Below are 25,705 nucleotides of genomic sequence, written 5' to 3'. Positions count from 1 at the left end.
TTCGCATGATCCATCACCCGTCCGCTGTGCCGAACCCCGCCGAGCAGGCCATTGCCACGCGCATCACCGCTGCGATGCCGACGCTCACGCCAATCCACCAGCGCATGGGCGAGTACGTGCTGGCCCATCTGTTCCGCGCGGCGACGATGCGTATCGACGAGCTCGCGAGCGTGGTCGGCGCGTCGGTCGCGAGCGCGAATCGCTTTGCGCGCGCGCTCGGCTTCGACGGTTATCCGCAGTTTCGCGAGGCGCTCGTGCGTGGCTTCGAGGCGACGCTCGCGCCGGTCGAGCGGCTGCGCAGCGCGCAGGAAACGCTCGCGGTCGGTGACGATCTGATCGACGCGTCGCTCGAGCAGGCCGCCAACAATCTGTACGCAACGCGTACGTCGATCGATCGCGCGACCGCCGACGCCGCCGTCGACGCGATCATCGCCGCGCGTCGCGTATTCGTGATCGGCTTCGGCGCCAGCGCGTTTCTCGCGAGCCTGATGGAGCACGGACTGCTGCCGTATCACGACAACGTGCATTCGCTGGCGCTGAACGGCGGGCCGTCGCATGCGGCGCGGCACCTCGTGGGTTCGGGTCCGGGCGATCTCGTGATCGGCATCGCGTTTCCGCGCTATGTCGAGGACACGATCGAGCTCGCGCGCCGCGCCTCCGAACGCGGCGCGCGCGTGCTCGCGCTCACCGACGGTCCGCGCTCGCCGCTCGTGCGGTTCGCGGACCTGGCGCTGTATGTCCGCACCGACCGGCGTCTCGCGTCGAATGCCGATTCGGCCGTGCTCGCGGTCATCGAGGCGTTGTGCGACGCGGTCGCGTATCGCGCGCAACGCTCGGTCAAGGCGGCCGCCGAGGTCAGCGAGTTCGTGCTGCCGTGGCTGTTCGATCCGCAGTCGGGCGCGGCCGGCGCCGCGCAGGAGCCGGCGCGCGCCCTGAGCAAAGCCGCGCGCGCGAGGGCTGCAAGGCTAAAACACAGCGACGGCGCAAAGGCTGACAGCACCCAAGCCAGAAGCACGAAAGCCAGGGATGCCGAAGCAAAAGCCATCACAGCACCCCGCACTCCCCGATCCACCCGCACTCCACGATCCAAACGATGAACTCCAACGCAGTCATTGCCATCCACGGCGGGGCAGGGACGATCCTGCGCACGTCGATGTCGGCCAGCGCCGAAACCGGATATCACGCGGCGCTCAACGCGGTGCTGAGCGCTGGCCAGCGCGTGCTCGCCGACGGCGGCAGCGCGCTCGACGCGGTCAGCGAAGCGGTGCGGCTGCTCGAAGACTGCGCGCTCTTCAATGCGGGCCACGGCGCGGTCTACACGGCGGCCGGCACGCACGAACTCGACGCCGCGATCATGGACGGCCGCACGCTCGACGCGGGCGCGATCTGTTGCGTGACGCGCGTGCGCAATCCGATTCTCGCCGCGCGCCGCGTGCTCGAGCGCAGCGACCACGTGCTGTTCACCGGTGACGGCGCGGAAGCGTTCGCGGCCGCGCAGGGGCTCGAGTTCGTCGACAACAGCTACTTCGATACCGACGCGCGCTATCGGCAATGGCAACTGGCGCGTGAGCAGCAGCGTCCGATGCTCGATCACGACGCCGCGACGCTCGCGTCCACGGCTTCGAGCAACGACGACCCGACGCCGCACGAGCCGATCGATCCCAATCGCAAGTTCGGCACCGTCGGCGCAGTCGCGCTCGACCGACACGGGCATCTCGCCGCGGCGACCTCGACGGGCGGCGTGACCAACAAGCAGGTGGGCCGCGTCGGCGATACGCCGCTGATCGGCGCGGGCTGCTACGCGGACGACGCGACCTGCGCGGTATCGACCACCGGCTCCGGCGAAATGTTCATGCGCATGGTCGCCGCCTACGACGTCGCCGCGCAGATGGCCTATCGCCAGGTCTCGCTCGAAGAAGCCGCGCACCACGTCGTGATGAACCGCTTGCCGAAGATCGACGGACGCGGCGGCCTCGTCGCCGTCGACGCGCGGGGCAACGTCACGCTGCCGTTCAATACCGAGGGTATGTACCGCGGTTTCGCGCGGCTCGGCGAAGCGCCGGTGACGGCGATCTATCGCTAGCCGCTGGCGCGTGTCGCCACATGCCTGAGGCCGCGTTAGCCGCGTTCGAATTCAAAGCAAAGGAACCACCGTGCCTTCTTCCTCGCACACCGCCAGCCCGCTTATCGAAACCCTGCCGCCGCAGCGCGTGCTCGCGGTCGACGATCTGACGGTCGCGTTCCGCCGCGGCGACTCGACCTTCAACGCGGTGCGCAATCTGTCGTTCACGGTCGAGCGCGGCGAGACGCTCGCGATCGTCGGCGAATCGGGCTCGGGCAAGTCGGTCACGTCGCTGGCGCTGATGCGGCTGATCGAGCATGGCGGCGGCCGTCTTGCCGGCGGCAGCATCGCATTCCGGCGGCGCGACGGCAGCGTGCTCGATCTCGCGAAGGCGTCGTCCGGCACGATGCGCACAGTTCGCGGCGCCGACATCGCGATGATCTTCCAGGAGCCGATGACCTCGCTCAATCCGGTCTTCACGGTCGGCGATCAGATCAGCGAGGCGATCGCGCTGCACCAGGGCAAGAGCCGCGAGGCCGCGCGCGCCGAAACCCTGCGTCTGCTCGAGATCGTGCGGATTCCCGAGGCAAGGCGCGTCGCGGCGCGTTACCCGCATCAGCTGTCGGGCGGCATGCGCCAGCGCGTGATGATTGCGATGGCGTTGTCGTGCAAGCCCGCGCTGCTGATCGCCGATGAACCGACCACCGCGCTCGACGTGACGATCCAGGCGCAGATCCTGCAACTGATTCGCGGCTTGCAGGACGAGATGAACATGGGCGTGATCTTCATTACGCACGACATGGGCGTGGTTGCCGAAGTGGCCGACCGCGTGCTCGTGATGTATCGCGGCGAGAAGGTCGAGGAGGGCGCGTCGGACGCGCTGTTCGCCGCGCCGTCGCATCCGTACACGAAGGCGCTGCTCGCGGCGGTGCCTCGTCTCGGCTCGATGCAGGGCACCAATCAGCCCGCGCGCTTTCCGATCCTGAGCGTCGAGCAGGCCGGCGCGAACGGCGCCGATGCGGCGGTGCAGCCGGCGGCGGCTGTCGCCGAAGAAGCGCAGCCGCTGGTGCGCGACGACACGCCGCCGATCCTGCGCGTGCGCGATCTGGTCACGCGCTTTGCGGTCCGTAGCGGCCTGTTCGGCCGTATGACGGGCCGTGTGCATGCGGTCGAAAAAGTCAGCTTCGATCTGCGGCCCGGCGAAACGCTCGCGCTGGTCGGCGAGTCGGGCTGCGGCAAGTCGACCACGGGCCGCTCGCTGCTGAGACTCGTCGAAAGTCAGAGTGGCTCGATCGAATTCGCTGGCAAGGAAATCAGCTCGCTGACCGGGCCCGCGTTGCAGGCGCTGCGCCGCGATATCCAGTTTATTTTCCAGGACCCGTTCGCGTCGTTGAATCCGCGCTTGACCGTCGGCTTCTCGATCATGGAGCCGCTGCTCGTGCATGGCGTCGCGCAGGGTGGACAAGCGCAGGCGCGCGTCGCGTGGCTGCTCGAGAAAGTCGGTTTGCCGGCCGAGGCCGCGCGCCGCTATCCGCATGAGTTTTCGGGCGGGCAGCGTCAGCGTATCGCGATTGCTCGCGCGCTCGCGCTGAATCCGAAGGTCGTGATCGCCGATGAATCGGTGTCCGCGCTCGACGTCTCCGTGCAGGCGCAGATCGTCAATCTGATGCTCGACCTGCAGCGCGAGCTCGGCGTCGCGTATCTGTTCATTTCGCACGACATGGCGGTGGTCGAGCGTGTGAGCCATCGCGTCGCGGTGATGTATCTCGGCCAGATCGTCGAGATCGGTCCGCGTCGCGCGGTGTTCGAGGCGCCCCAGCATCCGTACACGAAGAAGCTGATGAGCGCGGTGCCGGTCGCCGATCCCGCGCGCCGTCACGCGAAACGCATGCTCGCCGCCGACGATATTCCGAGCCCGATTCGCGCGCTGCACGACGAGCCGGTCGTCGCGCCGCTCGTCGCGGTGGGACCGGATCATTTCGTCGCGCAGCATCGCGTCGGCGGCGCTTATTGAGCGAAGCGCCGCATCGCATTGAAGCGGCAGACCTGAAGCGCGAGACCCGAAGCATCAGCAATCGAAGCAACAGCAAGAGAAACATCAGCAATAGAAGCCACGCCAATCATAGCGGCCCCTGTCACATCCTTAACTCGCAGCCTGGAGCAATCTCATGAACCTGCTGTTCCCGTCCTCTCCGTTTCGTTTGCGCGCGCTCGTCAGCGGCGGCGCGGTGGTGTTCGCGACGCTCGCGGGCAATCTGGCGCACGCCGAAACGACGGCCGTGATGGCCGTCGCGTCGACCTTCACGTCGCTCGATCCGTACGACGCGAACGACACGCTGTCGCAGGCGGTCGCGAAATCGTTCTATCAGGGGCTGTTCGGCTTCGACAAGGACATGAAGCTCGTCAACGTGCTCGCCGACAGCTATGAGGCGAGCCCCGACGCGCGCGTCTATACGATCAAGCTGCGCCATGGCGTGAAGTTCCAGGACGGCACCGACTTCAATGCGGCCGCCGTGAAGGCGAACTTCGACCGCGTGACCGATCCGGCCAACAAGCTGAAGCGCTACAACATGTTTAGCCGCATCGAGAAAACGGAAGTGGTCGATCCGTACACGGTGCGCGTCACGCTGAAAACGCCGTTCTCGGCGTTCATCAACGTGCTCGCGCATCCGTCTGCGGTGATGATCTCGCCGGACGCGCTGAAGAAGTACGGCAAGGACATCGCGTTTCATCCGGTCGGCACGGGCCCGTTCGAACTCGTGAAGTGGGACCCGGCCGGCGACCTGACCGTGAAGAAGTTCGCCGGCTACTGGAAGAAGGGTTATCCGAAGATCGATGCGATCGACTGGAAGCCGGTCGTCGACAACAACACGCGCGCCGCGCTGATGCGCACCGGCGAAGCGGACTTCGCGTTCCAGGTGCCGTTCGAACAGGCCGCGCAACTGCAGTCGAGCCCGAAGGTCGATCTGATCGCGGCGCCGTCGATCATTGAGCGCTACATCAGCATGAACATGAACCAGAAGCCGTTCGACAACCCGAAGGTGCGTGAAGCGCTGAATTACGCGGTCAACAAGGAAGCGCTGACGAAGGTCGCGTTCGCCGGGTACGCGACGCCGGCCGACGGCGTCGTGCCGCAGGGCGTCGACTATGCGGTCAAGCTCGGACCCTGGCCGTACGATCCCGCGAAGGCGCGCGAACTGCTGAAGGAAGCGGGTTATCCGAACGGCTTCGAAACGACGCTGTGGTCCGCGTATAACTACTCGACCGCGCAGAAGGTGATCCAGTTCGTGCAGCAGCAGCTCGCGCAGGTCGGCATCAAGGCCAGCGTCGAGGCGCTCGAAGCGGGTCAGCGCGTCGCCAAGGTCGAAAGCGCGCAGGACCCGGCGACCGCGCCGGTGCGGATGTACTACGCGGGCTGGTCGTCGTCGACCGGCGAGGCGGACTGGGCGATCAGCCCGCTGCTCGCGGGCTACTCGTTCCCGCCGAAGATGGTCAACACGTCGTACTACAGGAGCGACGCGGTCGACAACGATCTGAAGCAGGCGCTCGAAACGACCGACCGCACGCAGAAGGCCGCGCTCTACACCGATGCGCAGAAGCGCATCTGGGCCGACGCGCCGTGGATCTTTCTCGTCAAGGAGAAGGTCGTGTATGCGCGCAGCAAGCGTCTGTCGGGCGCTTACGTCGCGCCGGACGGCTCGTTCAACTTCGACGAGATCGCGATCAAGTGATGACCTGACGAGGCGGCATGCGCAGGCGGCGGTTCACCCAGCCCGCCGCCGCGCCGCCGCCGCACACGAGTCCTCGTTGCCCGCCTGATTTGCCGCTCATTTGCCGCTCATTTGCCGGATTGGTTTCATGCTGAACTTCCTCGTCAAACGTCTGCTAGGCCTGCTGCCGACGCTCTTCATCGTCGCCGTGCTGGTGTTCCTGTTCGTGCATCTGCTGCCGGGCGATCCGGCGCGGCTCGCCGCCGGTCCTGAAGCGGACGAGGCGACCGTGGCGCTCGTGCGCTCCGACCTCGGGCTCGACAAGCCGCTGCCGCAGCAGTTCGTCCGTTTCTTCTGGCGGATGGCGCATGGCGACTTCGGCGTTTCGACGCGCAGCAAGCGGCCGGTGAGCCAGGAGATCGCGGAACGCTTCTTCCCGACGTTGTGGCTGACGATCGCGAGTATGGTGTGGGCGGTCGTGATCGGCATGGCGATCGGCATCGCTTCGGCGGTGTGGCGCAACCGCTGGCCGGACCGCCTGGGCATGACGCTCGCGGTGTCGGGCATTTCGTTTCCGGCGTTCGCGCTCGGCATGCTGCTGATGCAGATTTTCTCGGTGCAGCTCGGCTGGCTGCCGATCGTCGGCGACGGTTCGTGGCGCAGCTACGTGCTGCCGTCGCTGACGCTCGGCGCGGCGGTCGCGGCCGTAATGGCGCGCTTCACGCGGGCCTCGTTCGTCGAGGTGCTGCACGAGGACTTCGTGCGCACCGCGCGCGCGAAGGGCGTGCCTGAGCGGCTCGTGATCATCAAGCACTGCCTGCGCAACGCGCTGATTCCCGTCGTCACGATGATGGGACTGCAGTTCGGCTTTCTGCTCGGCGGCTCGATCGTCGTCGAGGTGGTGTTCAACTGGCCGGGCCTCGGCCGTTTGCTCGTCGATGCCGTGTCGATGCGCGACTATCCGATCATTCAGGCCGAGGTGCTGTTGTTCTCGCTCGAATTCATCATCATCAACCTGATCGTCGACGTGCTGTACGCGGTGATCAACCCGACCATCCGTTTCAAGTGAGGCCCGCATGAGCACCACTGCCACCGGGCCGAATGCGGCCACTCCCGTTGCCTCCGAAAGCGCGATCCGCACACCGTGGAGCGAATTCTGGCGCAAGTTCCGCAAGCAGCATGTCGCGCTGGCCGCCGGCGTGTTCGTGCTGCTGCTGATCGTGGTCGCGATCATCGCGCCGCATATCGTGCGGTACGACCCCGAGAACTTCTTCGACTACGACGCGCTGAACGCGGGGCCGTCGGCCGCGCACTGGTTCGGCGTCGATTCGCTGGGCCGCGATATCTTCAGCCGCATCCTCGTCGGCTCGCGCATTTCGCTCGAGGCAGGCTTTCTGTCCGTGGCGATCGGCGCGGTGATCGGCACGTTCTTCGGTCTGCTTGCCGGTTACTACGAGGGCTGGTGGGATCGCATCACAATGCGCGTGGCCGACGTGCTGTTCGCGTTCCCCGGCATTCTGCTCGCGATCGGCGTGGTCGCGATTCTCGGCAACGGCATGATCAACGTGATCTGCGCCGTGGCGATCTTCAGCATTCCGGCGTTCGCGCGGCTCGTGCGCGGCAATACGCTGATGCTCAAGCAGCTCACCTATATCGAGGCGGCGCGCAGCATCGGCGCGTCGGACTGGACCATCATGGCGCGGCACATTCTGCCGGGCACGATTTCATCGGTCGTCGTGTATCTGACGATGCGCATCGGCACGTCGATCATCACGGCGGCGAGCCTGTCGTTTCTCGGCTTGGGCGCGCAGCCGCCGACGCCCGAGTGGGGCGCGATGCTCAACGAAGCTCGCGCCGATATGGTGACCGCGCCGCATATCGCGCTGTTTCCGAGCCTCGCCATTTTTCTGACCGTGCTCGCGTTCAACCTGCTCGGCGACGGCCTGCGCGACGCGCTCGATCCGAAGCTGGATCGGCCATGAGCATGAGTAACCATCATTCGGCTGAGCGCGCGCCGCACATCGGCACGTTGCCGGCCGGAACGCTCGGCACGATCGCCGACGTGGACGGCGTCAGCGTCGGTCATTGCACGCTTGCCGAAGGCGCGCTGCAGACCGGCGTGACCGTGATCCGGCCGCATCGCGGCGATCCGTTCGTCGACAAGGTGCCGGCCGCCGCGTCGGTGATCAACGGCTTCGGCAAGAGCGTCGGGCTCGTGCAGCTCGACGAACTCGGCACGCTGGAGACGCCGATCGCGCTGACCAACACCTTCGGCGTCGGCGTGCTCGCGCAGGCGCAGATCCGCGCGGCGATTCGCGCGAATCCGCGCATCGGCCGCGAATGGTCGACGGTCAATCCGCTCGTGTTCGAATGCAACGACGGCTACCTGAACGACATTCAGGCGCTTGCCGTGACCGAACAGCACTTCAACGAAGCATTCGACGCGGCAAGCGCCGATGTCGCGAGCGGTGCGCTCGGCGCGGGGCGCGGCATGTCGTGTTTCGATCTGAAGGGCGGCATCGGCACTGCGTCGCGCGTGTTCAGTGCGGCGGGCCGCGACTACACCGTTGGCGCGCTCGTGCTTGCCAACTTCGGCCGTCTGCCGATGCTGACGATCGACGGCACGCCGCTCGGCCGCATGCTGGCCGAACGCGCGGCCGTCGCTGAGGCGGCGAATGCTGCCAGTGCCGCTGCTAACGCGACTCCCGAGCAACCCGAGCAAGGCTCGATCATCATGATCATCGCGACCGATGCGCCGCTCGACGCGCGCCAGCTGAAACGCCTGTCGTTGCGCGCGGCGGCCGGTCTCGCGCGTACCGGCTCGGTATACGGCCACGGCAGCGGCGATATCGCGCTGGCGTTTTCGACCGCGTACACGGTGCCGCACGGCGCGGACTTCGTCGTGCTGCCGCCGCTGGTCGCGGATCACTGTATGGACCCGCTGTTTCGCGCCTGCGCCGACAGCGTCGAGCAGGCGATCGTCGATGCATTGTGGAGCGCCGAGACCGTCACCGGTCGCGACGGCCATCGGCGGCTGTCGCTGCGCGACAGCGTGCCGGACCTTGCCCACCTGCTGAGGAATTCCGCGCGATGAAAGTCCTGATCTCCACCGACATCGAAGGCATCGCCGGCGTGTTCCATGCCGAGCAGACGCGCGCGGGCAACGGCGAATACGAAGCCGCGCGACGCTGGATGACGCTCGAAGCCAACGCGGCCATCGAAGGCGCGTTCGCGGGCGGCGCGACCGACGTGTGGGTCAATGATTCGCACGGCGGCTTTCGCAACCTGCTGCCCGATCTGCTCGATCCGCGCGCCCAGCTCGTGCTCGGCAAGCCGCGCACGCTCGGCATGATGGCCGGGCTCGAATACGGTGCGGCGCTGGTCTTCATGATCGGCTATCACGCGAAGGCGCAAACGCGCGGCATCCTCGCGCACACGATCAACAGCTTTGCGTTCGCGCGCGTGGCGTTCAACGGCGTGGAGCTGGGCGAAGCGGGGCTGTACGGTGCGCTCGCCGAAGAATATGGCGCGCGGGTGGTGCTTTTATCGGGTGACGACGTGTTCGCCGAGGAAACCGCGCCGCGTTTTCCCGGTGCGCGTTTCGTCGTCACGAAGACCGCAAGCGGGCAAGCAAGCGGCGTCACGCGGTCGCCCGCGAGCGTGCGCGAGGCGCTGCGGGCCGCCGCGCGCGACGTGGTCCGTCAGCATGTCGAAGCGGGCCGCGCACCTGCCGCGACGCGCGCGGAGCCGCGAGCAATCGACTGCGAACTGCGCGTGCAAACGAGCGGGCTCGCCGATCTGTTCTGCCAATGGCCGACGCTTACGCGCGTCGATGGCGTGACGTTGCGCTTCAGTGCGGCGTCGGCCGAGCATGCGGTGCGGATGCTGAACTGTCTGTCGGCGATGTCGTTCATGCTGCGCTGAGCCGCGCGGCGTCGAGCCGGCGGCTTACTGCTGCTGCCGGCTCAACTCGCGCGCCGCGTGATCGATCGCCTCCGCCACCGCCCCGGCGTGCGACACCGGCGCGAGATGGCTCGACGCGACCGGCACCACCTTCGCACCGATGCGCCCGGCGATCATTCTCTGCAGATCGGGCGACACCGCGTGGTCTTTCGTCGTCAGCACGTACCACGACGGTTTGTCCTTCCAGCCGACCTGATCGACCGGTTCGTCGAATGCGCTCGCGGCGATCGGCACCTGCGCGGCGGCGAGCACGCGTGCGACGGTCTCGGGCACGTCGGCGGCGAGATCGGCGTGATAGCGCGCGCGGTCGATCCACAAGAACCCGTTCGCGTCCTTGCTGATGCTCTGGCCGGCCGGCATCGGCCCGCCGGCCTTCATCACGTCCATCGCCGATTCGTGCAGTTGCGGCGCAAGCGCGGCGACATACACGAGCCCGGCGACGTTCGGCGCATTCGCGGCGACCTCGGTGATCACGACGCCGCCCCACGAGTGCCCGACCAGCAGCACCGGACCGTTCTCGCGATCAAGCACGCGGCGGGTCGCGGCGACGTCGTCGGCGAGCGAGGTCAGCGGATTCTGCACCGAGCTCACGTGATAACCCTTTTGCTGCAGCTTCGCGACCACGCCGTTCCAGCTCGATCCGTCGACGAACGCGCCATGCACGAGCACGATGTTGCGCACCGGGCCGCCGAGCGCGGCGGCAGGCGGCTTGCTGGCAGTAGCGGGGGCCGGCGCTGGCGCTGGCTGGCCGCTTGCCTGCGACGCGGCGTCATCGGCCGTTTGCTGGGCGGTGGGCACCGTCTGCGCGAGCGCGGACGTACTGACGCCCGCGAAACAGAGGCACAACACGGCGGCGCAAAGCAGACGTTTGGGCAACATAGTGAAGCTCCGCGGCATGAAAAGTGGACTTCGGCAACATACCCAGGCGCCATCCCCGTGACAATCACAATCCGCGCGCTTAAGTGCGGCGCAGAACCAAGCGGGCGGCTCCGAATGTCAGAGGAATATCGGTTGGGTAAAACTAGCGGTTTTGCCAGACCGAACGGTACGGTCCAGCCGTGCAATCTGCCACGGCGCTGCCTTCGACAGCGTTCTACACCCAGCGGCGACATGCGGCGATCTCCACCCAGCAGGATGTAATGAATAGTGCAAGCAGCAAGAGGGTCTGAAGCGCGGGCTCAAGAATCGTCACATCCAGTTGATCGCGCTGGGCGGCGCGATCGGCACGGGCCTCTTTCTCGGCTCCGCCAGCGTGCTGCGGGCCGCCGGTCCGTCGATGATCCTCGGCTACGCGATCGGCGGCGTCATCGCGTACATGATAATGCGCCAGCTCGGCGAGATGGTCGCGCAGGAGCCGGTCGCCGGCTCGTTCAGCCACTTCGCGTACAAGTACTGGGGCGATTTCCCGGGCTTCCTGTCGGGCTGGAACTACTGGGTGTTCTATGTGCTCGTCAGCATGGCCGAACTGACCGCGGTCGGCACCTACGTGCATTTCTGGTGGCCGGGCGTGCCGACGTGGCTGTCGGCGCTGGTGTGCTTCGCGATCATCAACGCGATCAATCTCGCCAACGTGAAGGCCTACGGCGAAACCGAGTTCTGGTTCGCGATCATCAAGGTCGCGGCGGTGATCGGCATGATCGTATTCGGCGGCTATCTGCTGATTAGCGGTCACGGCGGCCCGCAGGCGACGGTCGCGAACCTGTGGAGCCACGGCGGCTTTTTCCCGCACGGCTTTCACGGTCTCTTCATGATGCTCGCGGTGATCATGTTCTCGTTCGGTGGGCTGGAGCTGATCGGCATTACGGCGGCCAAGGCCGCCGAGCCGCTGAAAAGCATTCCGAAGGCCGTGAACCAGGTGATCCTGCGGATCCTGATTTTCTATATCTGCTCGCTCGCGGTGCTGCTGTCGCTGTATCCGTGGAACGAGGTGGCGGCGGGCGGCAGCCCGTTCGTGATGATCTTCTCGCAGATGGGCTCGTCGCTGACCGCCGACGTGCTGAACGTGGTCGTGCTGACCGCGGCGCTGTCGGTGTACAACAGCGGCGTCTACGCGAATAGCCGCATGCTGTACGGCCTCGCCGAACAGGGCAACGCGCCGCGCGCGCTGCTGAAGGTCGACCGGCGAGGCGTGCCGTATCTGGCGATCGGTCTGTCGGCGCTCGCGACGTTCGCGTGCGTGATCATCAATTACGTGATCCCGGGGGAAGCGCTCGGACTGCTGATGTCGCTCGTGGTCGCGGCGCTGGTGCTGAACTGGGCGCTGATCAGCCTCACGCATCTGAAGTCGCGCAAGGCGATGGTAACCGCGGGCGAAACGCTGGTGTTCCGCTCGTTCTGGTTCCCGGTCAGCAACTGGATCTGCCTGGCATTCATGGCGCTGATCCTGGTGATTCTGGCGCTGACGCCGGGCTTGTCGATCTCGGTGTGGCTGGCGCCGGCATGGCTCGTGCTGGTGTGGGGCGGCTACGTGATCAAGCGACGCCGCGAGGTTGCGCGCGCTGGCATGGGGGTCGCGAGCCGATAAGCGCCGATCGGCGCGACGTGCGTGGCATTCCGCGGCGAACACGGCGATTCGCTGCCAACGAACGATCTTCGCGCGCCGAAGTTCCCGACATAGGTCGGTCTCGTGTGGGCGAGCGCACAGATCGATTTTTGCGAATCGGTAATCTCTGTCCGGTCGTCCGGCACGAAGCCGGCATGGCTGGCCATGCCGGCCATCCCCGGATCGTACCGGCGACATGGTCTGCTGGTACGCCCCCGCTAGCGAGGGTCTCAAGGGCGCAGCAACTCCCACGTTGATTGACGTACCGCGGAGAGACACCATGTTCAACGCAGGCGCCGTACGGACGAGGTCGAACTTCGGCGCGGGTGCCGCGCTCCTTTTGCTGATTGCGGTAGCCTGCCTCGCGCTGCGTATCCTGCACGTCGTCGCCAGGTTTCGTGGCAACGTCCCTGACGCCTTCGGCGATTTCAATTTCTACCTGTACGCCTTCAACGTCGTGCTGCATGACCCGGCGCGCCTGTACGACCTCGACGCGCTCATCGCGTTTTTGCAGGGCATCGGCGCGCGCTCGACGGGCGACGACATCTTCTACGCCTACCCGCCGCAGTTCGCGCTGGTGTTTGCGCCGCTCGCGCTGCTGACGCCGCTCGCCGCGAAAATCGTCTGGGTGAGTGCGTCGATCGTGTTGTTCTCGGTGGCTTTGTATCTCGTCGTCACGATGGCGTACCGCGGCACGGAGCGCAGCGTGAATCTGCTGCTGGTGGCGGTCGCGCTGCTGAGCTTTCCGCTCGTCGAAGATACCTACGACGGCCAATCGAACGAACTGCTGTTCTTCCTGTTGGTTGCGACTTTCGCGCTGCTCGAGCGTGGCAAAGGTTATGCCGCTGGACTCTTTCTTGGCTTTGCGATCGCGATCAAGCTCACGCCCCTGGCCGTTGCCGGCCTGCTGTTGCTGCGTCGCGAATGGCGGACGTTCGTGATGGCGAGCGTCGTTGCGATTGCGTTGACGTTGATCACCGGAGTGCGCCTCGGCTTCGACGTTTTGTGGCACTACTTCGTGTCGGACATGCCGCGCCTGAACGGCATGGCACTGGCGATGAGCGGTGGCGGCGCGCCGATGAACAATGCCGTGAGGGGCGCGCTGCAGACGCTATCGGCGACGATCGGCATGCCGGTGTCCGGTACGTTGCTGTCGACTGCTTCGCATGCGTTGGTGCTGGCTGCTTGCCTGCTGTCCGCGTATCTGGTGTTGCGCCGCCATCGGGACAGCCGCATCGACTACGCGCTCGCGTCGATGACGATGCTCGTGGCTTATCCGATCCTCGAGCCGATCCACATGGTGCTGGCGTTGATCCCGTTGCTGATTTTGCTGGGCACCGCCTTCGAAGCGCGCGGCGGGCAGCTGTCGGCGCTCGGTCCGAGACTGGAGATGCTGCTGGCCGCGGTCGTCGTGGTCTTGCTGTTCTTTGCGGCGCGATTCGTGTCCTACACGGTCGCGGCGCTGATCATTTACGGGCTCTGTGTCGCAAGGTACTTCCGCCGTCGGGAATGAGGCGGCGAGGGCGTGCTTACCAGCCTGGATGAATGATCCCGGTGTGGCTAAAGGGTTTTTGACGGGAGATGCGACTGAGTCGCCCCGTTGCCTTCAATCTCGCCCATCAGATAATCGATGAATGACGCTATTCGCGAAGAAACGGCTGTATTGCGGTAATAGACAGCATGGATTGGCTGACGGACGTGCTTGGTCTGACGGGCGAGGATCCGCACGAGACGCCCTGTTTCGCGGTCCCGGTCGGTCATGAAATCCGACAGGCAGACAACGCCCACGCCTTCGAGCGCCAGTTGACGAAGCGTCTCGCCGCTCGATGAACTTGCCACCGGCTCGATACGGTACGGCTCACCGTCGGCACCGAGCAACGTCCGGACATTGAGCGACTCCGGTTGTGTAAAGCCCAGCAGTACGTGCTTGCCAAGGCCAGCGACCTCGCGCGGATGTCCGTGCGCCTCGAGATAGTCGGGACTCGCAAGAACACGCACGTGGCTACTGCCAACAAGCCGGCTATGCAGCGTCGAATCCTTGAGCCGGCCAATTTAGGTCGAGATATTGGGCAGCTGCCGTCATCGAGCCGGTATCGACCACGGCCATGAAAGTCGCCAATTCGTCGAGGGTGATATTCATTCTTGATTTTTTTTCAAAAGAATTTTGTTTATAGACCCGTTTGTGAACAAAAGTAAAGCTGGCAGACTTGATCCGTCAGAATCCTCAATTCCTTCGCGAGGGAATACAGCCGCCGGAGGGCGCAGGCGCGCTGTCGAGTCTGGTGAGACAAAACTTTCTCCGATGTCACGGAGATTTAATAAATCAAACAGGCTGTTTCTGGAGACATCCGCCGCGACGTTCAGGCTTCTGCAGACGGGGCAACTACTCTGCTTAGTCGGAATGCGACTGACATCGGCATAAAGCCGGCGCGCAACTCCCCTCGATCAAATGCGAGCACAAACATGACGGTTACCGAGCGACCCGCGAATTACGGCACCAGCATGATCGACCTGGGCCGGTTTCAGATCGATTTGGAGATGCGGACGCTGCACCAAAGCGGCACGCTCGTGCCTGTCGGATCTCGCGCCTTCGATATTCTTGCCGTGCTCGTGTCGGCCGCTGGACGACTCGTTACGAAAGACGAATTGTTGGATAGTGTCTGGCCGAAAACCGTCGTCGAAGAAAATAATATCCAGGTCCATCTGTCCGCGTTACGCAAAATACTTGGTGAGGATCGCAACCTGATTGTCACGATCCCTGGTCGCGGGTATCGGTTGCGACAACGACCCGTTGAGAGCCGGGCTCCTGCGGTCGAGTCCCGAGCCTTCAGACGTAGCCTGCCGCTACGCGAAACCCGGCTCACAGGCCGCGACGCAGCCGTTCGGCAGATCAGCACGTTGCTCCAGACTACGCAGGTATTGACGCTGACTGGAGCCGGCGGTATAGGGAAGACGAGCCTGGCTATAGAGGTGGCACGGCAGGCATCGAACGATTTTTCCCGCGCTGTGTGTTTTGTCGAACTTGCCACGGCAACAACCGAAGATGCGGTCCTATGCGAGGTCGCCGAAGCATGCGGGCTGTCCACGCTCGATGCTGTAGTCGACATTGCGCAACTGGCTGCGTCGGTTTCCGGCAAACGTCTGCTCCTCGTGCTGGATAACGCCGAGCATGTGATCGACGCCGTCGCGCGGATCGTCGACGCACTCGTAGCGGCAAGCGAAATTCTGCGTGTGATGGTAACGAGTCGTGAACCGCTTCGCCTGATGCAAGAGACGGTGTACCGGGTCGAGCCACTCGACGTGCCGCCTTCGCATTCAACCCATGCGGAGATCGTTCACTTTTCAGCGGTAAAGTTGTTTTTGCTGCGCGTCAATTCAATCCAACGGTATGCATACGCCGGCTGCGAGGAAATTCATCTCATCGGCGAGATCTGCCGCCGGCTGGACGGCATTCCTTTGGCGATCGAGCTGGCAGCGGCGCGCGTCGCTGGCCTCGGCGTTGAGGGTGTTCATCGCTTTCTGCACGACCGTTTCAGTTTGCTGACGGGCGGCTACCGGACCGCTCTGCCACGCCATCAAACCTTACGTGCGACGTTCGACTGGAGTTTCTTCATACTGAATCCATGCCATCAGTTACTGTTCAGGCGCCTCGCGGTATTCAGCGGCGGCTTTACGTTCGATGCGATGTGCGCGGTGGTGTGCGACAAGAAATACGCTGTGACGGACGCGATCGGCGGCATCGGCGATCTGGTGGCGAAATCGCTCGTCAACATTGAGCTGGAGGGACCGGTAAGCAGGTATCGCCTTTCCGATTCGGCACGTGCCTATGCGCTGGAGAAGCTGCATGCGGAAGGCGAGCAGAAGCTGATCGCGGCGCGCCATGCACGCTATGTCTCCCATTGCTTGCGACCGTGTCTGGCTGACAGTGTCGCTGAACAACTGGACCGGGAAATCGATTTCCGGCAGTCGCTGGATGATGCACGCAGCGCTTTCGATTGGGCGTTCTCGCAGCATGGCGATACGCGGATTGGAGTCGAGCTCGCGGCAGGTCTCACAGAGGCGCTGTTCGATGCGGGCCTGATTCACGAATGCTGCACGCGTGCTGAGCAGGCCATCGATGCGCTTGAAGAACTGCCCCCTGCCTCGGTGGACTCAGACACCGAAATGCGCGTACGTGCCACTCTCGCCTCGGCATTGATCTATGCTCAGGGGCCCGTGTCAAAGTCGGAACAATTGTGGACGGAAGTGCTGGCTCTTGCTGGCGATACAGGCGACCAGGTTCGGCATGCCCAGGCACTCTGGGGGCTGTGGAACACGTTGCTTTCCTCTGGGAACGTATACGGGTCGATGAATTACGCCAGACGATTCCAGCGATTTGCCAGCCATCGTGGCACGGCCTGGCAAATTGTTCTTGGGGATCAGCTGGTCGCAATTTCGCAGCATTGCCTCGGCGAGCACGAGCAGGCAAAGTTGGTCCTGGCGAACGCAATGAAGCGTTTCGACCAGTTGGAGAACGATCCACAACGCGATGGCAGATTCGCGGTCGATCCCATGGCGATGTGCAACGGCACGTTGGTCCGGATCGCATGGCTACAAGGTGACACCGAGGCGTCGCTGGCGCTTGTTGACGTACTTATCAACCAGGTTCGCTCGGAGACCCTCGAACCGTCGCTGACTCACGTGCTGGGCGCGGGGGCAATACCGCTGGCGCTGATTTCCGGCGACCTGGAGCGTGCCACGCGCTATATCGACATAATGCGATCGCAAGCTGCGCAAAATGGTTTCGGGATCTGGCTCGATTACTGCGCCTGTCTTGGCGCATGCCGGGACATACTCGACGGACAAGGGGTTACAGCGACGGCGCTGCTCGAGGAAAAGCTCGATGCACTCCTGTCGCGCGGCTTCAGGCGTCTGGTTACCCCAATCATCGTAACCTGCGCTGAAGCGTTGATTGCGCAGGGACGTTTGGCGGAGGCGTCCCGCCGGCTGAGCGACGTACACAATTTCTGCCTGAAAAACGGTGAGCTGTTTTTCCTGCCGGAGGTCTGGCGAGGACGTGGCGCGCTCGCCCAGGCTGAAGCCCGCGGTCTCGCACCCGATAGCAACGCCGCTCTGAACAAGCTCGCGATTGCGTTCAGCTGCTTTCAGGAGTCAATCGAACTGTCGCGGACGCAGGGAGCGAAAATGTGGGAGTTACGGGCGTCGATGGCGCTGGCGCGCCTGCTCCATGCAAACGACCGGACGGCTGAGGCCGTCGCACTGCTTGCCAGCCTTGCAGCGGACTTCGACGAGACGGGCACTGCTTTCGATATCCAGGCGTTGTTCAAATTTCTCGGAGCATTGCGAGATCATCAAGCCGTGGCAGGCATTGAGGTCCGGCCTGCTGGCTCGCCTGCGACAGTTTGAATTCTGATGGTCGCCGCCGCGCTCAGTTATCAGCTCTTGCCTCTATACAGAGCCGTGCGCAAGTCCGTCTTCGCCCCGTATTGCGTTCCGTGTCTTTTACTGGCGCTCTCGATTCTGGAATTGTTGACGCCCATTAGCGGGCCGGTGTCAAGTGAGCAATCCACATCCCCGGCTGCACCAGCAGCCGTTTCCCAGTTCTGCCGTAATGCGTCCATGGGGGTTCGCACAATTGCTTGGGCTGCCGGGTTGTCGGCGCCAATCCATAGCTGGCTCGCATTCCGGGCGATCCGCTTTTACTGCATATCGGCGATGGCGGCACGGCATCCCATTCAATCTCGGTGGCTGTTCGCCAGTCAACAATCAGGGCTTGCCGGTCGCCGTCGAAACTCTTACGCATCGACGCATGCACGAACTGATCCGGGAAAGTGCGATTGGCACGCCGCTGTTTGCGCGCGTCTCCAGATAGTCGGCCCATTTCTGCATCATCACCCGGCGTTCCTTGATGAACTTCGTGCGGTTATAGGCCGTGCCGAGTTTGTCCGGCACCGTGTGCGCGAGTTGATGTTCGATCACTTCCGGCTTCTGTTCGAGTTCCTCATGCAGGATCGTGCGCGCCATCGCACGAAAGCCGTGTCCCGTGATCTGCGTGCGCGTGTCGTAGCCGAGCCTTCGCAGTGCTGCATTGATCGTGGCCTCGCTCATTGGCCGCTTGCGATCGCGTGCGCCAGGGAACACATGGCGGCCCGCACCGGTGAGTGCGTACAGTTCACGCAGAGAATGGCGACCGACTGCTTGGAAAGCGGCACCAGATGCTCAGTCTCAGTCCTGGTGACGAGGTAGCGCCATTCGCCCTTGTCCAGATCGAATTGGGACCATTCGGCCTGACAAAGCTCTCCCGGCCGGACAAACAGTAGCGGCGCCAGTCTGAGCGCGCAGAGGACAGGGAATGTGCCGGCGAACCCGTCGAACGCACGCAGCATCTCGCCGACCTTGGTCGGATCTGTGATCGAAGCGAAGTGGGTTGTTTGTGCCGGTGGAATCGCGCCGACCAGATCCCGAGCGGGGTCGGCCTTGCAATGCCCCTCTTTGATGACCGCGCGAAACTTTTTTTACTCCGCGAATATGCTTTCCAGCTCGGTGAGCCACATGCGTTGAAGAGGGCAGTCAAATATCTGGAGGAGCAGCAGCAACTCCACCGACGTGTCGCGCACGAAATGCTGCATACAGGCTGTCAGGTGTGGCTGTGAGTACCGCCATTCCTGAATCATTCTAGTGTCGTGAGTTAAAAATTCATTGAAATATGTTCGCTGCGTACTAAAGTGTCTTGTGTAGCACTGGTATGAGGACGTGGCGATGAGCGGAAGACCTAAGGCGGAGCTCGTACTGAGCGAATCGGAGCGCGAACAGCTTAAAGCGTTGACGATGCGACGCAAGACGGCGCAGGCGTTGGCTTTGCGAGCACGCATCGTGCTGGCCTGTGCCGATGGCATGGACAACCGGATAGTTGCAACGAGACACCGTGTGAGTCAGCAGACCGTTTGCAAGTGGCGGGCGCGCTTCGTTGCAGATCGTCTGGATGGATTGCTCGACGCGCCGCGGCCGGGCGCGCCCCGAACGATCGGTGATTCGCGCGTCGACGCAGTGATCGCGAAGACGCTCGAGTCTGTGCCTGCGGGGGCCACGCACTGGAGCACGCGTACGATGGCGCGCGAGATGAATCTCTCGCAAACGGCGGTGAGCCGAATCTGGCGTGCTTTCGGGTTGCAGCCGCATCGGCAGGAGACCTTCAAACTTTCCAGCGATCCGCTGTTTGTCGACAAGGTGCGCGATATCGTCGGGCTTTACCTCGATCCGCCGCTCAAGGCCATGGTGTTGTGCGTGGACGAAAAGAGCCAGATTCAGGCGCTGGATCGCACGCAGCCAATCCTGCCGTTGGCACCGGGCATTCCCGAGCGGCGCACCCACGATTACATGCGCCACGGCACGACCACGCTGTTCGCTGCATTAGACATCGCCACCGGTGAAGTGATCGGGGAGTTGCACCGGCGCCATCGCAGCAGCGAATTTCTGCAGTTCCTACGCACGATCGAAGCCAACGTTCCGCAGTCGCTGGACGTGCATCTGGTGATGGACAATTACGGCACGCATAAGACGCCTTCGATCAAGGCATGGTTTGCTCGCCATCCTCGCTTCCATGTTCATTTCACGCCGACCTCGGCGTCGTGGCTCAATCAGGTTGAACGATGGTTCGCCACGCTTACAGAGAAGTACCTTCGACGCGGCACGCATCGTTCGACCCGCCAACTCGAAGACGCCGTCCGCCATTACCTTGAGGGCTACAACGCAGATCCTCATCCCTTCGCCTGGAGCAAGTCGGCCGACGAGATCCTGACCAGCCTTGAACGGTTTTGTATGCGGGTCCAGAAGGCCGAAGGACGCGCGCGATGAATATCAATACCGATTCGATCGACGAAGCCGTCCTCGCACTTCTCTATCTGACCCTGCACGATCACAACCGGGCATGGAAGGGCTTCGACTGGGATGTGTTGAATCGGCTCTACGAACGAGGCCTCATCGGCGACCCGGTTAATAAAACGAAGTCTGTCATCTTCACGGAAGAAGGATTACGTGAGTCCGAGCGGCTCTTTAAGCAGCATTTCGTCATCGCTGACTCTACAGGACGTTAATGCAACGAACTTACAACTCAGGACACTAGCTTCGAGACGCTTTCCGCTTCCTCGACTCGACCCGTCGTGACAGGTCGGTCAACAGCCATCTAGCGACTACGTCAGGTCCGTTCATGTCGTGGCTGGCGAACTTGATTTCGTCCTCGAAGTAGACGATAACCGTGCCGCTCATGACACGATAGCGGCCCCGATAGCGGGTGCCATTCAATTCGACTTCGATTTCCTTGGTGGATTCGTAATCTTCGACCATCAACACCGCTCTGTAGTAACTATGACGAGTCGAACTTACCCAATCACATGAGGTACGTCAACGACACAGGAGCAGGAGCCTTTCTGTGCCCTTCTTTCAACGCGGCAGAATGTGGCGTTGCACGGCGTCGCGCTGGTTATCGATGTCAATGCGGCCCTAGTGCCGATGTCGCAAATTCTCGCGGACGCGCTTGGCCACGAGGACTGTCATGTAATCCATTATCCGTGCGCCGTGGCTGTATTCGGCCCACGTGTCCTCATACAGCTTCGACACGGTCTCGGTGGGGGTATTGGTGTCAGAGGCAATAGCCTTGATGACATCTTCAACGTTGGGCTGGGCCATGGCGCTCTCCTGGCGTTGAGTAGGAACGGCAGCTTCGGGAGGTCGATTAGACGACGCTGCCCGGCCATATGCAAATTGAATAGACCTATCGCTTCGTTTTGTCTGTAGAGACACTCTTGCGTTCTCTCGACCACTGGTGCGCTTACTCCACTGCTCCGTGCCCGACACGGATGAGCTGCGAAATGCTTATGCCCGACGCGCACTATACAAATTCAATCTTTTCAGCTACTTGTCCAACTTGCCCGTGAATTGTCCACAGCCTTGCGAACAGATTGTGTGGACAACTTGATGGTCCTGGCCCGAGGGCGCATCTCCAATGCAGTCTGGTAATCGCAAATTAACGGTGTATACTGTTTATACCGTTAATCAGTCTGGAGATGGTCATGAGTGAACCCAGCGTGAGGAAGCCGACGAAGAAGGCCTTTCACTTCCCGAAGAATGCCAACGGCCATGCGAAAGTCGATGAGAAGCCAGCGGATGAGAAGAGTATGGCCGCAGCCGCAGCGCCAGATGTCCAGCCAGCTCCGACGAAGGCCAACAAACAGAAGCGCGCGAAACCCGTTGAGGCCGCACAGGTCAGTCCAGCAGCAGAGGTGAAAGCGAAACGCGCGAAGAAAGAGAAGGTGGTGCGCGACAGCTTCACGATGCCGAAGTCCGACTACGAGAAAATCGCGGTACTGAAACAGAAGTGTCTCGACGCCGGCGTCTCGGTGAAAAAAGGCGAGCTTCTGCGCGCCGGTCTGCTCTTGCTGGACTCGGCGCCCACCATCGAGGGTCTGCTGGCAGCTGTTTCTGCGGTCGAAACCGTCAAGACTGGTCGACCAGCAAAATCATAGCTGTGCCACGGTCCGAGCGGATTGCCGTGCGGACCGGGGTTCGCCGCTGTGCTTCGCTGGATGCTCCTGCATGTTTCGTGGAGCTTCGACCACCGTTCCTTACGACTGGACCCTAAACTGATACCGCGGTCACGAAACCGAATGGCGATTAGGCAAATAGCCGGGGCGGTTGAAGGGGATTCCGATGCCACACGAGCACCTTTCCAGTCGATTCGACGCTGACATCAACCACGTATTGTCCAAGGTGTTCGAGATGGGCGGCTTCGTTGAATCGCAAGTCGTCAATGCGATGCAGGCGCTTAACCACCTCGATTTGGACATGGTCGACAGAATCTTTGCCGACGAGCGTCGACTCAACGCCATCGAAGTGGAAGTCGATGAGGAGTGCATCAACATAATCGCGCGGTATCAGCCGGCTGCACGCGACCTGCGTCTGCTGATGGCTATCTCGAAGACGGTCACGAACCTCGAGCGTGCAGGGGATGAAGCGCGGAAAGTCGCGAAGCGGACTCGGCGAATTGCAGAAGACGGCAACACAATGGCCATCAATATCGCGGAAATCGCGTTATCCGGTGAGATGGCCATGACTATCCTCCGCCGTGCACTTGATGCATTCGCGCGCCGCGACACAGGTGCTGCAGCACAAATCCTCCGCGATGACGACGCTATCGATGACCAGTTTCGTTTGTTCGTCTATAAGCTGGTGAAGTACATGAGGGAGGCTCCCCGAATCATCCCCATCGCGCTGGACTACCTCTTCATCGCAAAGGCCATCGAACGCATTGGCGACCATGCGACGAACATAGCGGAATTAGTCATCTACATTGTCAAGGGCAAGGACGTGCGCCACGTTTCCCGTGAACAACTCGAGCGCGAAGCCTTCGGTCAATGACAGAGCGCGAAAGCAGGACGAAGCCGGGAGCGCACCGGTCGCGAAGACGGACTGACAACTGCGCGAGTCGCGAACGTGAGCCGACCGGAGAGCTCGACCTTCATGCGTTCATCGAAGGTGGTAGATACAGGATTGCCGCATTGAGCGATGCTCGTAGGACGACCGTTGAAGAGCGAATCTGGAGGTTCGTGCTTCGATTGAGGCACGTTGCGATAGACCATCGGAAGCGGGCGCTTTCGGGCGAGTGAGTGTGGAACATTCTGTCTGGCTATCACAGCCTAAAGGTCGCGCCGCACGCAACAAAGGGACCGCCGAGGCTACCAAGGGGGCAGAGGTCCGAGCCTCAAATGCCGGATTTGCAGACGCGTGTCTACTGCCGTTCACGTTGTGCAATTCATGCAGCTGAACGCGTCGAAGGCCCAATGCAAAAAAGCCGCCCGTAAGGCGGCTCTGTCGCATACAGCTGATGGTGCCGGGGCCGGAATGGAAAAATTCCGGCTATCGCTTTGCTGGAGCGGGTTCGTGGAATTTTGCCGGTACGGATACCACCAAAAATACCACCGGGCGTGGGTACTAGGTCATTCACGTGCTTTTGGCTGGCCATTCTGTCTTTTGCATATGTGTCATGTCGAGACTCCGCTTGACACGTATTGGGCCGTATTCGACCCGATATAGATAGTCCGTTCCGCTTTCATTGATACTGGTGGGACTGGCAGCTCGCTGCCAGTCAATGCGGAACATGCACCCGTGGACTACGAATAAGTCGACCCAAACGCCTGGACGATTGCCGCTTTAGCTTCGAGTCCACGGGTGCGCTTGCGTCCGATAACGAATACTCAGGGTTCGCCGTCGCACCGGCTCACTATATTGCCTTCGCTGAACGCAAGCATGCATGTCCCTACCGGGTAATCTATCACTTGCGGAGGTTCGCATGGCGCCGCTATCGAATCAGCATTTCAAGGCTTTTGTCGGCATCGACTGGGCCGATACCAAACATGACATCTGCCTGCAGCAGGCTGGCGACGACAGGCGCGAGTTCGACTGCATTCCTCACCAGGTTACACGCATCGATGAATGGGCAAAGGTATTACATCGGCGCTTTGGTGGCCCCATCGCGATCGCGCTTGAGCTGGCCAGAGGGCCGATCGTCTCTGTGTTGCAGAAACATGCGTTCTTCACACTGTTCCCGGTCAATCCCGCAATGCTTGCGAAGTACCGTGAGGCGTTCAAACCGAGCCGGGCCAAGGACGATCCCACCGATGCCGAGCTGGCACTCGACCTGCTGCTGCGCCATCCTGAGCGGTTCAGCCCGCTCAGGCCGCAGAGCGCCGGCATGCGTTCCTTGCTGAGCCTGATCGAACAGCGTCGTGAACTGGTCGGCGACAAGACCGGGTTCACCAACCGGCTAACCAACGCACTCAAGCAGTATTACCCTCAACCCCTGGAATGGTTCGACGATATCGACACGGTACTGTTCTGTGATTTCCTGACCCGCTGGCCAACTCTGCCAGCAGTCAGGCGCGCGAGCAGAAAGACCCTTGAAACGTTCTTCCATGCGCACAACTGTCGGCGGGCCAAACTGATTGAGGGACGTCTGGAATCGATCCGTTGTGCTGCATCGCTCACTGATGATCCCGGGATCGTTGCGCCTCACCGCTTGCTCGCATTGATGTTGGTTTCGCAACTGCGCACAGCGCTCGCTGCGATCGACGTGTTCGACAAGGAGATCGCGGCAGTCGCACGCACGCTGCCCGACTTCGACCTGTTTGACAGCTTGCCCGGCGCAGGTCCGCATCTGACACCGCGCCTGCTGGCTGCATTCGGTGAGCAACGTGACCGCTTCAGCGGCGCTGATGAACTGCAGAAGTACTCCGGCATCGCGCCGGTCACCGAGCGCAGCGGCAAGAAGTGCTGGGTGCACTGGCGCTGGCAATGCCCGACCTTCCTGCGCCAGACCTTCGTCGAATGGGCCGGCCAGACCATCAACAAATCGTTCTGGGCCGGCGCCTATTACCGGCAACAGCGGGCGAAGGGCAGCTCGTATCAGGCCGCCGTGAGGGCGTTGGCGTTCAAGTGGATACGGATCCTCTACCGCTGCTGGCAGACCGGCACACGATACGACGAGAGCGTCTACCTCAACGCCCTCAGGAAGCGTGGCTCGTCACTCCTCAGGAACCTCGAACTTCCGGGGTAACCCGTTCCGGTCGACGATTAGGCAGCTGGTTCCGGGGCCGTGGGTTGCCTTCATTTGACGTGATGTCGCGAGTTGTCCACGGCCGGCCGGCGGGTCGCCTGTTATGACCATGACGCTGGCCGGCGGTGGGCAACTCGCCAGGTGGCGTGCGACGTTTCTTGGACATACGCCGTTTCATGAATGAGCGACACCCGAGACTACAGGGTCAAGGATGTGGGCTGCACATGCCCCCGGAAAAACCTTGACGGACCGCCTCAGGGCGTGAAGGGGGCGCCGACGGCCTCGTCTAGACTGCTTCTCAGGGGAAGATCGGTGTCGTGGGCTCCGCGCCTTCGAGATCGGCCTTCGGAAAATGCTGCGCGACCATCTGCTTGATCTCATGTTCGCGCGATGCAGGCACGTCGGCCACGATCAAGATCTGGCCATCACGTATGGCGCCACGAAAGCGCTCGAGTCGTGCATTCGGTTCGTCGACGCCGATCATCGCGGCCGTCCAGGGCCCGAAGCCCGCACCCGCCAACGTCAATGCGCTGACGGCGCCGCCCGCAATAGCGAACTCAGCGGGAGGAAAGACCAGCGCCACGAGGCCGAGAAGCGCGCCGGTCGCACCGCCGAGCGCCACGCCGCGTTCGAGCGAGTGCACGACGTCGCTGCTACGCAGCAAGGATGCCTCGGGTAACTGTCCGAGTGCGACACTGTGATTCGCGAGGACACGGATATGTCGCGATGTGATCCGCGCCTGCAGCAAGTCGTCGTGCGCACGTCGCACACGTGAACAGACCCTAAACACCCGGCGCCCTTGGAAAACGGCCGCCTCGGCA

Annotated in this window: 21 protein-coding genes and 2 pseudogenes; 16 read left to right on the top strand and 7 right to left on the bottom strand. The window is 62.7% G+C overall.

Features of this window, described 5'->3' with window-relative positions; all coding sequences use genetic code 11:
- The first annotated feature begins 5 nt into the window (after nt 1-5).
- The 8 genes from OKW28_RS31565 (at nt 6) to OKW28_RS31530 (ending at nt 9,696) form a co-directional block, all read left to right on the top strand.
- Nucleotides 6-1,097: a MurR/RpiR family transcriptional regulator gene (locus OKW28_RS31565; protein ID WP_429451374.1), complete on the top strand. Its 1,092-nt coding sequence runs from the start codon at nt 6-8 to the stop codon at nt 1,095-1,097.
- Nucleotides 1,094-2,083 (top strand): isoaspartyl peptidase/L-asparaginase family protein, encoded by a 990-nt coding sequence (locus tag OKW28_RS31560; protein WP_429451373.1) that lies wholly within the window; start codon nt 1,094-1,096, stop codon nt 2,081-2,083. The genes OKW28_RS31565 and OKW28_RS31560 overlap by 4 nt, the downstream gene beginning before the upstream one ends.
- 70 nt (nt 2,084-2,153) lie before the next feature.
- Nucleotides 2,154-4,076 (top strand): dipeptide ABC transporter ATP-binding protein, encoded by a 1,923-nt coding sequence (locus OKW28_RS31555; protein WP_429451371.1) that lies wholly within the window; start codon nt 2,154-2,156, stop codon nt 4,074-4,076.
- A gap of 154 nt (nt 4,077-4,230) precedes the next feature.
- Nucleotides 4,231-5,793: a glutathione ABC transporter substrate-binding protein GsiB gene (gene gsiB / locus OKW28_RS31550; protein WP_429451370.1), complete on the top strand. Its 1,563-nt coding sequence runs from the start codon at nt 4,231-4,233 to the stop codon at nt 5,791-5,793.
- 127 nt (nt 5,794-5,920) lie between these two features.
- Nucleotides 5,921-6,841 (top strand): glutathione ABC transporter permease GsiC, encoded by a 921-nt coding sequence (gsiC, locus tag OKW28_RS31545; protein WP_090801536.1) that lies wholly within the window; start codon nt 5,921-5,923, stop codon nt 6,839-6,841.
- 7 nt (nt 6,842-6,848) lie between these two features.
- Nucleotides 6,849-7,754 carry a glutathione ABC transporter permease GsiD gene (gsiD, locus tag OKW28_RS31540; protein ID WP_429451368.1) on the top strand — a complete coding sequence of 302 codons (906 nt, stop codon included), beginning with the start codon at nt 6,849-6,851 and terminating at the stop codon, nt 7,752-7,754.
- Nucleotides 7,751-8,866, top strand: coding sequence for a P1 family peptidase (locus OKW28_RS31535; protein WP_429451367.1), 1,116 nt, complete (start codon nt 7,751-7,753; stop codon nt 8,864-8,866). Before gsiD ends, OKW28_RS31535 begins: the two co-directional genes overlap by 4 nt.
- Nucleotides 8,863-9,696 carry a M55 family metallopeptidase gene (locus OKW28_RS31530; RefSeq protein WP_429451365.1) on the top strand — a complete coding sequence of 278 codons (834 nt, stop codon included), beginning with the start codon at nt 8,863-8,865 and terminating at the stop codon, nt 9,694-9,696. Before OKW28_RS31535 ends, OKW28_RS31530 begins: the two co-directional genes overlap by 4 nt.
- 24 nt (nt 9,697-9,720) lie before the next feature.
- Here the strand turns inward: OKW28_RS31530 and OKW28_RS31525 are convergent, their stop codons facing one another.
- Nucleotides 9,721-10,614, bottom strand: a complete 894-nt coding sequence (locus tag OKW28_RS31525) for an alpha/beta fold hydrolase (RefSeq protein WP_429451363.1) — start codon at nt 10,612-10,614, stop codon at nt 9,721-9,723.
- A gap of 319 nt (nt 10,615-10,933) precedes the next feature.
- Here OKW28_RS31525 and OKW28_RS31520 point away from each other — a divergent pair, with 319 nt between their 5' ends.
- Together OKW28_RS31520 and OKW28_RS31515 are read left to right on the top strand one after the other, a co-directional pair.
- Nucleotides 10,934-12,259, top strand: a complete 1,326-nt coding sequence (locus OKW28_RS31520) for an amino acid permease (RefSeq protein ID WP_429451361.1) — start codon at nt 10,934-10,936, stop codon at nt 12,257-12,259.
- 298 nt (nt 12,260-12,557) lie between these two features.
- Entirely contained in the window at nt 12,558-13,790 is a 1,233-nt protein-coding gene (locus tag OKW28_RS31515; protein WP_429451359.1) for a glycosyltransferase family 87 protein, read from the top strand.
- A 47-nt stretch (nt 13,791-13,837) separates the two neighbouring features.
- Here the strand turns inward: OKW28_RS31515 and OKW28_RS31510 are convergent.
- Nucleotides 13,838-14,329: pseudogene (locus OKW28_RS31510) on the bottom strand (LysR substrate-binding domain-containing protein); the annotation flags it as partial.
- Nucleotides 14,298-14,417 carry a helix-turn-helix domain-containing protein gene (locus OKW28_RS31505; RefSeq protein ID WP_429451357.1) on the bottom strand — a complete coding sequence of 40 codons (120 nt, stop codon included), beginning with the start codon at nt 14,415-14,417 and terminating at the stop codon, nt 14,298-14,300. The pseudogene OKW28_RS31510 and the gene OKW28_RS31505, both read right to left, overlap by 32 nt.
- A gap of 323 nt (nt 14,418-14,740) precedes the next feature.
- On the opposite strand from OKW28_RS31505, the gene OKW28_RS31500 reads away from it, so the two are divergent.
- The gene (locus OKW28_RS31500; protein ID WP_429451355.1) at nt 14,741-17,683 is read left to right on the top strand and encodes an ATP-binding protein; all 2,943 of its coding nucleotides are present in this window, start codon (nt 14,741-14,743) and stop codon (nt 17,681-17,683) included.
- A gap of 360 nt (nt 17,684-18,043) precedes the next feature.
- Here the strand turns inward: OKW28_RS31500 and OKW28_RS31495 are convergent.
- Nucleotides 18,044-18,786: pseudogene (locus OKW28_RS31495) on the bottom strand (tyrosine-type recombinase/integrase); the annotation flags it as partial.
- Nucleotides 18,787-19,036: 250 nt separating this feature from the next.
- On the opposite strand from OKW28_RS31495, the gene OKW28_RS31490 reads away from it, so the two are divergent.
- The gene (locus OKW28_RS31490) at nt 19,037-20,131 is read left to right on the top strand and encodes an IS630 family transposase (RefSeq protein WP_429454522.1); all 1,095 of its coding nucleotides are present in this window, start codon (nt 19,037-19,039) and stop codon (nt 20,129-20,131) included.
- Nucleotides 20,128-20,370, top strand: coding sequence for a DUF6429 family protein (locus tag OKW28_RS31485; protein WP_429451353.1), 243 nt, complete (start codon nt 20,128-20,130; stop codon nt 20,368-20,370). Before OKW28_RS31490 ends, OKW28_RS31485 begins: the two co-directional genes overlap by 4 nt.
- A 25-nt stretch (nt 20,371-20,395) precedes the next feature.
- Here the strand turns inward: OKW28_RS31485 and OKW28_RS31480 are convergent, their stop codons facing one another.
- Nucleotides 20,396-20,620 carry a hypothetical protein gene (locus OKW28_RS31480; protein ID WP_429451351.1) on the bottom strand — a complete coding sequence of 75 codons (225 nt, stop codon included), beginning with the start codon at nt 20,618-20,620 and terminating at the stop codon, nt 20,396-20,398.
- Nucleotides 20,621-20,776: 156 nt separating this feature from the next.
- Nucleotides 20,777-20,962 (bottom strand): DUF3562 domain-containing protein, encoded by a 186-nt coding sequence (locus tag OKW28_RS31475; protein ID WP_429451350.1) that lies wholly within the window; start codon nt 20,960-20,962, stop codon nt 20,777-20,779.
- A gap of 383 nt (nt 20,963-21,345) precedes the next feature.
- Here OKW28_RS31475 and OKW28_RS31470 point away from each other — a divergent pair, with 383 nt between their 5' ends.
- The 3 genes from OKW28_RS31470 to OKW28_RS31460 all read left to right on the top strand — a co-directional run bounded on the left by OKW28_RS31470 (nt 21,346) and on the right by OKW28_RS31460 (nt 24,884).
- Complete coding sequence (locus tag OKW28_RS31470; RefSeq protein WP_429451348.1) at nt 21,346-21,798, top strand: hypothetical protein; 453 nt, start codon at nt 21,346-21,348, stop codon at nt 21,796-21,798.
- Between the two features lie 184 nt (nt 21,799-21,982).
- Entirely contained in the window at nt 21,983-22,690 is a 708-nt protein-coding gene (gene phoU / locus OKW28_RS31465; RefSeq protein ID WP_429451346.1) for a phosphate signaling complex protein PhoU, read from the top strand.
- Between the two features lie 931 nt (nt 22,691-23,621).
- Nucleotides 23,622-24,884: an IS110 family transposase gene (locus tag OKW28_RS31460; RefSeq protein ID WP_429451344.1), complete on the top strand. Its 1,263-nt coding sequence runs from the start codon at nt 23,622-23,624 to the stop codon at nt 24,882-24,884.
- A gap of 298 nt (nt 24,885-25,182) precedes the next feature.
- On the opposite strand, the gene OKW28_RS31455 is transcribed toward OKW28_RS31460, so the two are convergent.
- Complete coding sequence (locus OKW28_RS31455; RefSeq protein WP_429451342.1) at nt 25,183-25,674, bottom strand: DUF1269 domain-containing protein; 492 nt, start codon at nt 25,672-25,674, stop codon at nt 25,183-25,185.
- Nucleotides 25,675-25,705: the final 31 nt, after the last annotated feature.

This window comes from Paraburkholderia sp. 40, from assembly GCF_050434105.1.
Lineage (GTDB): Bacteria > Pseudomonadota > Gammaproteobacteria > Burkholderiales > Burkholderiaceae > Paraburkholderia > Paraburkholderia tuberum.
Note: the sequence above shows the minus strand (reverse complement) of the source record. Positions and strands in the feature narration are given on the sequence as shown.

What these genes read in the sequence shown, in the direction of transcription:
- OKW28_RS31565 (WP_429451374.1), top strand. Translation starts at nt 6, where the DNA reads ATGATCCATCACCCGTCCGCTGTGCCGAACCCCGCCGAGCAGGCCATT.
- OKW28_RS31560 (WP_429451373.1), top strand. Translation starts at nt 1,094, where the DNA reads ATGAACTCCAACGCAGTCATTGCCATCCACGGCGGGGCAGGGACGATC.
- gsiB (WP_429451370.1), top strand. Translation starts at nt 4,231, where the DNA reads ATGAACCTGCTGTTCCCGTCCTCTCCGTTTCGTTTGCGCGCGCTCGTC.
- gsiC (WP_090801536.1), top strand. Translation starts at nt 5,921, where the DNA reads ATGCTGAACTTCCTCGTCAAACGTCTGCTAGGCCTGCTGCCGACGCTC.
- gsiD (WP_429451368.1), top strand. Translation starts at nt 6,849, where the DNA reads ATGAGCACCACTGCCACCGGGCCGAATGCGGCCACTCCCGTTGCCTCC.
- OKW28_RS31535 (WP_429451367.1), top strand. Translation starts at nt 7,751, where the DNA reads ATGAGCATGAGTAACCATCATTCGGCTGAGCGCGCGCCGCACATCGGC.
- OKW28_RS31530 (WP_429451365.1), top strand. Translation starts at nt 8,863, where the DNA reads ATGAAAGTCCTGATCTCCACCGACATCGAAGGCATCGCCGGCGTGTTC.
- OKW28_RS31525 (WP_429451363.1), bottom strand. Translation starts at nt 10,614, where the DNA reads ATGTTGCCCAAACGTCTGCTTTGCGCCGCCGTGTTGTGCCTCTGTTTC.
- OKW28_RS31515 (WP_429451359.1), top strand. Translation starts at nt 12,558, where the DNA reads ATGTTCAACGCAGGCGCCGTACGGACGAGGTCGAACTTCGGCGCGGGT.
- OKW28_RS31505 (WP_429451357.1), bottom strand. Translation starts at nt 14,417, where the DNA reads ATGAATATCACCCTCGACGAATTGGCGACTTTCATGGCCGTGGTCGAT.
- OKW28_RS31500 (WP_429451355.1), top strand. Translation starts at nt 14,741, where the DNA reads ATGACGGTTACCGAGCGACCCGCGAATTACGGCACCAGCATGATCGAC.
- OKW28_RS31490 (WP_429454522.1), top strand. Translation starts at nt 19,037, where the DNA reads ATGAGCGGAAGACCTAAGGCGGAGCTCGTACTGAGCGAATCGGAGCGC.
- OKW28_RS31485 (WP_429451353.1), top strand. Translation starts at nt 20,128, where the DNA reads ATGAATATCAATACCGATTCGATCGACGAAGCCGTCCTCGCACTTCTC.
- OKW28_RS31480 (WP_429451351.1), bottom strand. Translation starts at nt 20,620, where the DNA reads ATGGTCGAAGATTACGAATCCACCAAGGAAATCGAAGTCGAATTGAAT.
- OKW28_RS31475 (WP_429451350.1), bottom strand. Translation starts at nt 20,962, where the DNA reads ATGGCCCAGCCCAACGTTGAAGATGTCATCAAGGCTATTGCCTCTGAC.
- OKW28_RS31470 (WP_429451348.1), top strand. Translation starts at nt 21,346, where the DNA reads ATGAGTGAACCCAGCGTGAGGAAGCCGACGAAGAAGGCCTTTCACTTC.
- phoU (WP_429451346.1), top strand. Translation starts at nt 21,983, where the DNA reads ATGCCACACGAGCACCTTTCCAGTCGATTCGACGCTGACATCAACCAC.
- OKW28_RS31460 (WP_429451344.1), top strand. Translation starts at nt 23,622, where the DNA reads ATGGCGCCGCTATCGAATCAGCATTTCAAGGCTTTTGTCGGCATCGAC.